The organism is Pedobacter gandavensis, assembly GCF_032678465.1.
GTDB lineage: Bacteria > Bacteroidota > Bacteroidia > Sphingobacteriales > Sphingobacteriaceae > Pedobacter > Pedobacter gandavensis_B.
In genome coordinates, this window is the sequence record NZ_JAVTSK010000019.1 from 1 (window position 1) to 7,269 (window position 7,269).

5 protein-coding genes are annotated in these 7,269 nt (G+C 41.9%); 3 read left to right on the forward strand and 2 right to left on the reverse strand.

Annotated features, from left to right (window positions below; translation table 11 throughout):
* The 3 genes from R2Q94_RS22005 to R2Q94_RS22015 all read left to right on the forward strand — a co-directional run.
* Positions 1-3,462: gliding motility-associated C-terminal domain-containing protein (locus R2Q94_RS22005; RefSeq protein ID WP_316823629.1), on the forward strand; the 3,462-nt coding region annotated here is incomplete at its 5' end.
* Positions 3,462-4,454: a type IX secretion system membrane protein PorP/SprF gene (locus R2Q94_RS22010; RefSeq protein WP_316823630.1), complete on the forward strand. Its 993-nt coding sequence runs from the start codon at positions 3,462-3,464 to the stop codon at positions 4,452-4,454. The genes R2Q94_RS22005 and R2Q94_RS22010, both read left to right, overlap by 1 nt.
* A gap of 102 nt (positions 4,455-4,556) precedes the next feature.
* Positions 4,557-4,988: a hypothetical protein gene (locus R2Q94_RS22015; RefSeq protein ID WP_316823631.1), complete on the forward strand. Its 432-nt coding sequence runs from the start codon at positions 4,557-4,559 to the stop codon at positions 4,986-4,988.
* Positions 4,989-5,013: 25 nt separating this feature from the next.
* Here the strand turns inward: R2Q94_RS22015 and R2Q94_RS22020 are convergent, their stop codons facing one another.
* Positions 5,014-6,381 (reverse strand): NAD-dependent succinate-semialdehyde dehydrogenase, encoded by a 1,368-nt coding sequence (locus tag R2Q94_RS22020; RefSeq protein ID WP_316823632.1) that lies wholly within the window; start codon positions 6,379-6,381, stop codon positions 5,014-5,016.
* A 197-nt stretch (positions 6,382-6,578) separates the two neighbouring features.
* Positions 6,579-7,269, reverse strand: a 691-nt coding sequence (locus R2Q94_RS22025; protein ID WP_316823633.1) for a DUF6266 family protein, incomplete at its 5' end; no start/stop codon positions are given.

A 7,269-nucleotide genomic window follows, 5' to 3' on the forward strand; every position in this document is an offset into this window, starting at 1 on the left:
CAGAGTGAGGCTTCGGCTGCTGTAGAAGTTGTGGTAAATGCAGTTCCGGTTGCAGAGATTACCGTGACTGGTGATAAGACATTTTGTGATGGCGGTAGCGTATTGTTAACCGCATCAAGCGCTACGAGTTACCAGTGGTACAAAGGAGGCCTTGCCATTAGCGGTGCCACCAGTCAAACTTATACTGCCACTACCACTGGGGAGTATAGTGTAAAAGTAAGTTCTACGACTTGTCAGAGTGAAGCTTCAGCTGCTGTAGAAGTTGTGGTAAACCCAGTCCCTGTTGCAGAGATTACCGTGACTGGTGATAAGACATTTTGTGATGGCGGTAGCGTATTGTTGACTGCATCAAGCGCTACGAGTTACCAGTGGTACAAAGGAGGTATTGCCATTAGCGGTGCCACCAGTCAAACCTATACTGCCACTACTACTGGGGAGTATAGTGTAAAAGTAAGTTCTACGACTTGCCAGAGTGAGGCTTCAGCTGCTATCGAAGTTGTGGTAAACCCAGTTCCGGTTGCTGAGATTACCGTGACTGGCGATAAGACATTTTGTGATGGCGGTAGCGTATTGTTGACTGCATCAAGCGCTACGAGCTACCAGTGGTACAAAGGAGGTATTGCCATTAGCGGTGCTACCAGTCAAACTTATACTGCCACTACTACTGGGGAGTATAGTGTAAAAGTAAGTTCTACAACTTGCCAGAGTGAAGCTTCGGCTGCTATCGAAGTTGTGGTAAATGCAGTTCCAGTTGCAGAGATTACCGTGACTGGCGATAAGACATTTTGTTATGGTGGTAGCGTATTGTTGACCGCATCAAGCGCTACGAGTTACCAGTGGTACAAAGGAGGTATTACCATTAGCGGTGCCACCAGTCAAAGCTATACTGCCACTACTACTGGGGACTATAGTGTAAAAGTAAGTTCTACGACTTGCCAGAGTGAGGCTTCAGCTGCTGTAGAAGTTGTGGTAAATGCAGTCCCTGTTGCAGAGATTACCGTGACTGGTGATAAGACATTTTGTGATGGTGGTAGCGTATTGTTGACTGCATCAAGCGCTACGAGCTACCAGTGGTACAAAGGAGGCCTTGCTATTAGCGGTGCCACCAGTCAAACTTATACTGCTACTACTACTGGGGAGTATAGTGTAAAAGTAAGCTCGGCCACCTGCGAGAGCGAGGCCTCTGCAGTTGTAGAAGTAAAGGTAAACGCTGTTCCGGTTGCAAATATCAGCGTAACTGAGCCAACCACTTTCTGTGCCGGTGGTCACGTATTGTTGACCGCATCAAGCGCTACGAGTTACCAGTGGTACAAAGATGCTATTGCGATCTCTGGGGCAACAAGCCAAACTTATACCGCAACTGTAGCTGGAAAATATAGCGTAAAAGTAAGCTCTACAACCTGTGAAAGCATCGCTTCAGCAACAGTAAATGTGATTGTAAATCCAATTCCAAATCCTCCAACGATTACTGCGGTAAACAATGCGGTATACTGTGTAGGCGGAAGTGTAGTGCTTACTTCATCAGAAATCAACGGCAACCAATGGTTCAAAGACGGAAATCCAATCAGTGGTGCAACCCTGCAAACTTACACTGCAACTGCACCTGGTAATTATTCGGTAACATACACAAATGATAGCGGATGTTTAAGTATTGCCTCAGCACCGATCAGGGTCAGGGAGGCTACATATCCTGAACAACCTCAAATTTCTCCATCGAATGAAACTACTTTCTGTGACGGTGGGGTTGTCCTTTTAACTTCTTCATCAGCACACGGGAACCAATGGTATAAAAACGGAGTACTGATTCCTAATGCAACCGCGCAAACCTACAGCGTTGGTGATATTGGTATTTATACAGTTAAAGTAACCAATGACGCAGGTTGTGCCAGTGCAATTTCAAGAAGTACCAAGGTAACTGTTAGCCCTGTTCCAAAGGGATATAATGATACTGCAAATCCTTTAACATGTACTCAATCTTCATTTGTATATCCATTGCAAGCCAATGTCGACAATACCATTAAAGGTGGAAATGCGGTTCCTGCCAGCTTTACCTGGATTGTGAACTCTCCGGTATCAGGCGCTATAAACGGATCAGGAAATACGATCAATACCAATCTTTACAATCCAACCGCAACTGATCTGGATGTCATTTATACCGTTACCCCAAGAGGATTAAACGGAGGTTGTGATGGAATTCCTTTTAAAATTACTGTCCGCGTGCCAGCCTGTATTGGACTTTCAATAGTTAAAACTGCCGATTTATCATCTGTTTCTACAGCTGGAGAAAAGATCAATTATACCATTACCGTAAAAAATATTGGAACTACAAATCATCACCATGTGGTACTAAATGATCCATTAATCGGCACACAATTAAGTCTTTCTGGTGACAACGGAAATGGTATCCTGGAAAGAGCTGAAACATGGATCTATAAAGGAATTTATACGGTTACGCAATCAGATATTGATCGGAATGGTGCACCATCAGCAAATCTGGCTAAAATCCAAAATATAGCTACCGTAACCAGTACAGAACATCCAATTGCATTATCTGCAATCGCTGATGTCGCTATTCTTCAAAATCCAGGTATTAGTTTAGTAAAATCCGGACGCTTCAACAGCGACTTTAAAACCATTACTTACACTTTTACCATCAAAAATACAGGAAATGTAACCCTGCATAACCTCATTCTTTCTGATCCTAAAATCCCTGGGCTGATTACTTTATCTGGAACCTCATTGGCACCATCTGCTTCAATGACGCATGTAATAGTTTACACTGTTACAGAAGACGAAAAATTGAATGGGAATGTGAGGAATACCGCACGTATAGACGGACTGACTCAGATTGGGACTGGGGTGTTTGACATCTCTGGTACCGACCAAAATAATGACACGCCAACCGATGTAGATGTGGTGCGCTACCCATCCGCAGTCGATGATTATGCAAAAACTAAAACTGATGTGGAAGTAATGGTACCAGTAGCTAAAAACGATAGGGCAAGCCTTTTTCCTCTGGATGTAAGTACTGTAGAAATTCAGATGGCACCGTCACACGGAATTTTACAAATGAATAAAGATGGAAGAATCGTATACCAACCTAATAAAGGATTCATAGGCGTTGAAAAGTTTAGTTATAAAATCAATGATGAAGTAGGATTATCTTCTAACGTAGCCATGGTGACGATCAATGTAGTCCCACCAGACCTGGAAATTCCTAACACCTTTACCCCAAATGGAGATGGAAAAAATGATACGTTCCAGATTATCGGAAGAGAGAATTATGATAGTATTGACCTGGCCGTTTTCAATCGTTGGGGTGATCAGGTATACCACAATAACAATTATAAAGACGAATGGGATGGCGCAGGTTTAAATGAAGGAACCTATTTCTATGTGTTGAAATTTAAAAAAGCCGGAGTCACCACTTCTCGTAAAAGCTGGATTTTAATCAAAAGATAATGAAGATTAGAAAATTGATCATCGCAATGGTAAGCATCTGCTTTATGCAGGTTGGAAAAGTAGCTGCGCAACAAAATATTCAGTTTACCCAGTACATCTTTAATAGCTTAAGTGTCAATCCTGCTTACGCGGGATACAAAGAAGAATGGTTTGTGCAGCTCGGTCTGCGAGCGCAATGGTTGGGTATGGAAGGTGCTCCACAAACAGCATCGGCCTCTATTGATGGAATTCTGGACCCTCAGGATCGTAAAATGGGTTTAGGAGTACAGGTAACTACTGATAAAATCGGGGCACAATCCTCCACTTCAGTGACGGCAAATTATGCCTATCGATTGCAATTAAATGGAGAAGATACGCAGCGCTTGAGCTTTGGATTGGGAATAGGTGCTGCTCAATATAGTTTAAAAGGACAACTATTAACCACCATTACGCCTGGTGATGAATCTATCCCTGTTGGAAATCAAAGTAATATTGTCCCTGATTTGCGCCTGGGTATATTCTATAATTCAGATTACTGGTACCTCGGACTGTCTGCCCTAGACTTATTCTCCAGTCCTGATAAGAGAAGGGATGGATCCGCCTCTTTAAATATTATTCGTAGCAGACACGCTTATCTGATGGGAGGTGCCTTAATTAATGTATCACCGGAAATCAGGGTCAGACCCAGTCTCCTGATTAAAGAAGACTTTAGAGGACCAACCAGTGCTGATTTGAATGCAATGGTGATCATTAACGATAAAGTCTGGATCGGCGGTTCTATCCGAACTGGATTTAGCCTTTGGAAGAAGCCTTTGGAAGGACTTTCGCTAAGTAAAGAAAACTCCATATCTGGAATTGTCCAGTTTTTTGTAAACGAACGTTTCAGATTAGGGTATTCCTATGACCAGGTCACCAGTGCATTAGGAAGTAGTCAAAACGGTTCACACGAGATCACCATGGGCTTGGCATTCGGTAAAGCACCAAGATCTTTCATCTGTCCAAGGGTATTTTAATTTTTTACTCCATTCGCGTGTTAATTTGTTAGATAATCTCATTTTTTTTATATTAGGTAAGCCAGATTGATAAAATGATCCGGTGTAAAAATGATTGAATCTATGTTCGACGAATTAAGTAAATACAAACAAGGCAATTTCTTTTTTCAGGCAACAGATAGTCTGGTAGAAGTCTGTAATGTGGACACCCATAGATATGGATTATACCTCGTTTATGCCTTGAGAAAGGGTAGGGTGGAGTTGGTTTATATTAATAAATCAGGTCCACCGGAAAAAGCAGGTGATCTGAAAATCAATTCTGATGTCCCTGATGATTTAAGGGAAAATTTACTGAATGGTTTCCAGTTCGGGGAAATTGAGCGTAAAAACTCATGGCCTGTTCAAATGATGATTGAGGATATCGAGGCGCTACATGTGCATTGGTATGTGACTTATGATACAAAAAATAAAGATTTGCCTTCCACGATGAAGTCTAAAATTCTGCAAATCTACCAGGGGATTTATGGTCAGTTGCCTAGGTGGAACCAAACTTAAATGCCCTGGTATCATTTCTATAATTTTACTGAATATATACGGTTTTGATGTTTACAAATTCCCGGATGCCAAATGAACTCAGCTCTCTTCCATAACCACTTTGGTTGATTCCGCCAAAGGGCAATCTTGCATCTGATTTGACCAGACTGTTGACAAAACAAGATCCTGCATTTAATTTCTTCGCCGCTATTGCTTCAGCACGTGTGGCATCAGCCGTAAAGACTGCTGCACCTAATCCAAATGGACTATCGTTGGCGATTCTAATGGCATCATCTTCATCTTTTGCACTGAATAGTAGGGCTACCGGACCGAAAATTTCTTCCTGATAGGCCGGCATTCCTTTCTTTATTCCGCTAAGAACAGTAGGGGTATAAAATGCATGATCACCTTTGAATTCCGGGATTTTCCCACCGAGTAAACACTTTGCACCTGCTTTGATATTATCGCTGACCTGCTGGTGTAATTCATCCCTCAGATCTATTCTCGCCATCGGCCCCAGGTCGCTTTTTTGATCAAAGGGATCGCCAGTAACTTTCGACTGCATTTTCTTAAGAAAGATTTTGGTAAATTCTTTTTCTATTTCTTTTACCAAAATGAACCGTTTTGCTGCAATACAGCTTTGACCATTATTAATGAGCCTGCTTTGCATACAGATTTCTGCCGCTTGTTCGAGGTCAGCATCCGCCAATACCAGATAGGGATCACTTCCCCCTAATTCCAATACTGTTTTTTTCAAATGAAAACCTGCCTGTTGTGCCACCTGTTTTCCCGCTTCAGTACTACCGGTTAAGGTAACCGCCTTAACGAAAGGATGTGCAATAACGTCCTTCACCATTTTACTATTGATCAGGAGTGCATTGAAAACGTCTTTAGGAAAACCAGCTTCTTTAATGACATCTTCAATTGCCAATGCGCAACCACTAACGTTAGAGGCATGTTTTAACACTCCCGTATTACCGGCCATGAATGCAGGTGCCAGAAATCGGAACAATTGCCAGAATGGAAAATTCCAGGGCATGACTGCCAGGACTACTCCTAATGGTTGAAAACAAACATAACTTTTACTCGCTTCGGTTGCAATGATTTCGTCTTTCAGAAAATTAGCCCCATTAGCAGCATAATAATCGCATACAGCCGCACATTTTTCAATTTCTGCAATTCCGGATGCTATCGGTTTTCCCATTTCTTTAGCCATTAGTGTGGCCAATTCAGCTTTGCGCTTCAATAGTACCGCAGAAGTATTTCTGAGGAATTCTGCCCTTACCGAAAAACGGGTCTCTTTCCATTTTATCCAGGCAGTATGTGTCCTTTCTATCTTCGCATTTACTTGCTTTTCTGTATCTTCTATATAGGTTTTAATCGTTTTTCCGTTGGTCGGGTTTACAGATATCATAAATTTTCCGTTTACATCTAAATTATAACAGCAATTAAACAGGAGCATTTGTTTTGTCGTTTTTTGGACATAAGCCTCCTGTAACTATTTGAAATATAGTTAATTTTTGTACTTGTAAAACAATTTTTGTTTGAAAACAAGTGTTTATAAGCTGAAATGAATGATGAGCCAGCTTTATCAGGAACTTAGCTCAATGCTCAACCAGGCTTCCCGGGCAGGTGTTCGAGCTTCTCTTTGAGCGCCAAATATTCCTTTTCCAGTACTCTAAAGGCTTTGGTACGTGGTTTCATCCCATATTCGTCCTTAATCTGACTCCTATAGCTGGTTGCCACCTGATCAAAGCGCTCTTTTACCTGCTGGTATTTTTTTTCGTCAGTTTTTTCTTTCTCAGTTTTAACCTCCCCGTTTAAATTACCCAGATAAACACTGTTGGAAACCTTTTCTCCATCTGCAGAAATGAAGGCAATATAGGGTTCTATCTGTTGACTAAGCTGTTCTTCTAACAATGGAAGGAAACATTTTCCTTCAGATCTTCTGGCAATATTCAGGTATTCGCGGTCTCTTCCGGTTTCCGGAAAACAGAGCATCACCATCACACTATCGTTGTGTTGTAATTCATAGCTATGGGTCGGATCCCAGCTGATTTCCAATCCGCCTGCTACCTTAACGATTTTTAAATCCGAAGTTGCAGGCATGCTGCCTTCGCTCAGTTTAACCTTCGTATAATCTACACTGATATTGGGATATTCACCCTTTAAAGCGTGTTTTTTCAGGTAAGAGGTGGCCAGGTTGTGTGCATTGTGCACTGTCCCTTTGGCCTGTAAGCCGAATCCCAATTTGATAAAGCCGGTCATACGGCTCAGCAATTTCATGGTGACAGACATTTTT

Bases quoted from the DNA above. Each gene is read 5' to 3' on its own strand.
- R2Q94_RS22010 (WP_316823630.1), top strand. From the start codon at position 3,462: ATGAAGATTAGAAAATTGATCATCGCAATGGTAAGCATCTGCTTTATG.
- R2Q94_RS22015 (WP_316823631.1), top strand. From the start codon at position 4,557: ATGTTCGACGAATTAAGTAAATACAAACAAGGCAATTTCTTTTTTCAG.
- R2Q94_RS22020 (WP_316823632.1), bottom strand. From the start codon at position 6,381: ATGATATCTGTAAACCCGACCAACGGAAAAACGATTAAAACCTATATA.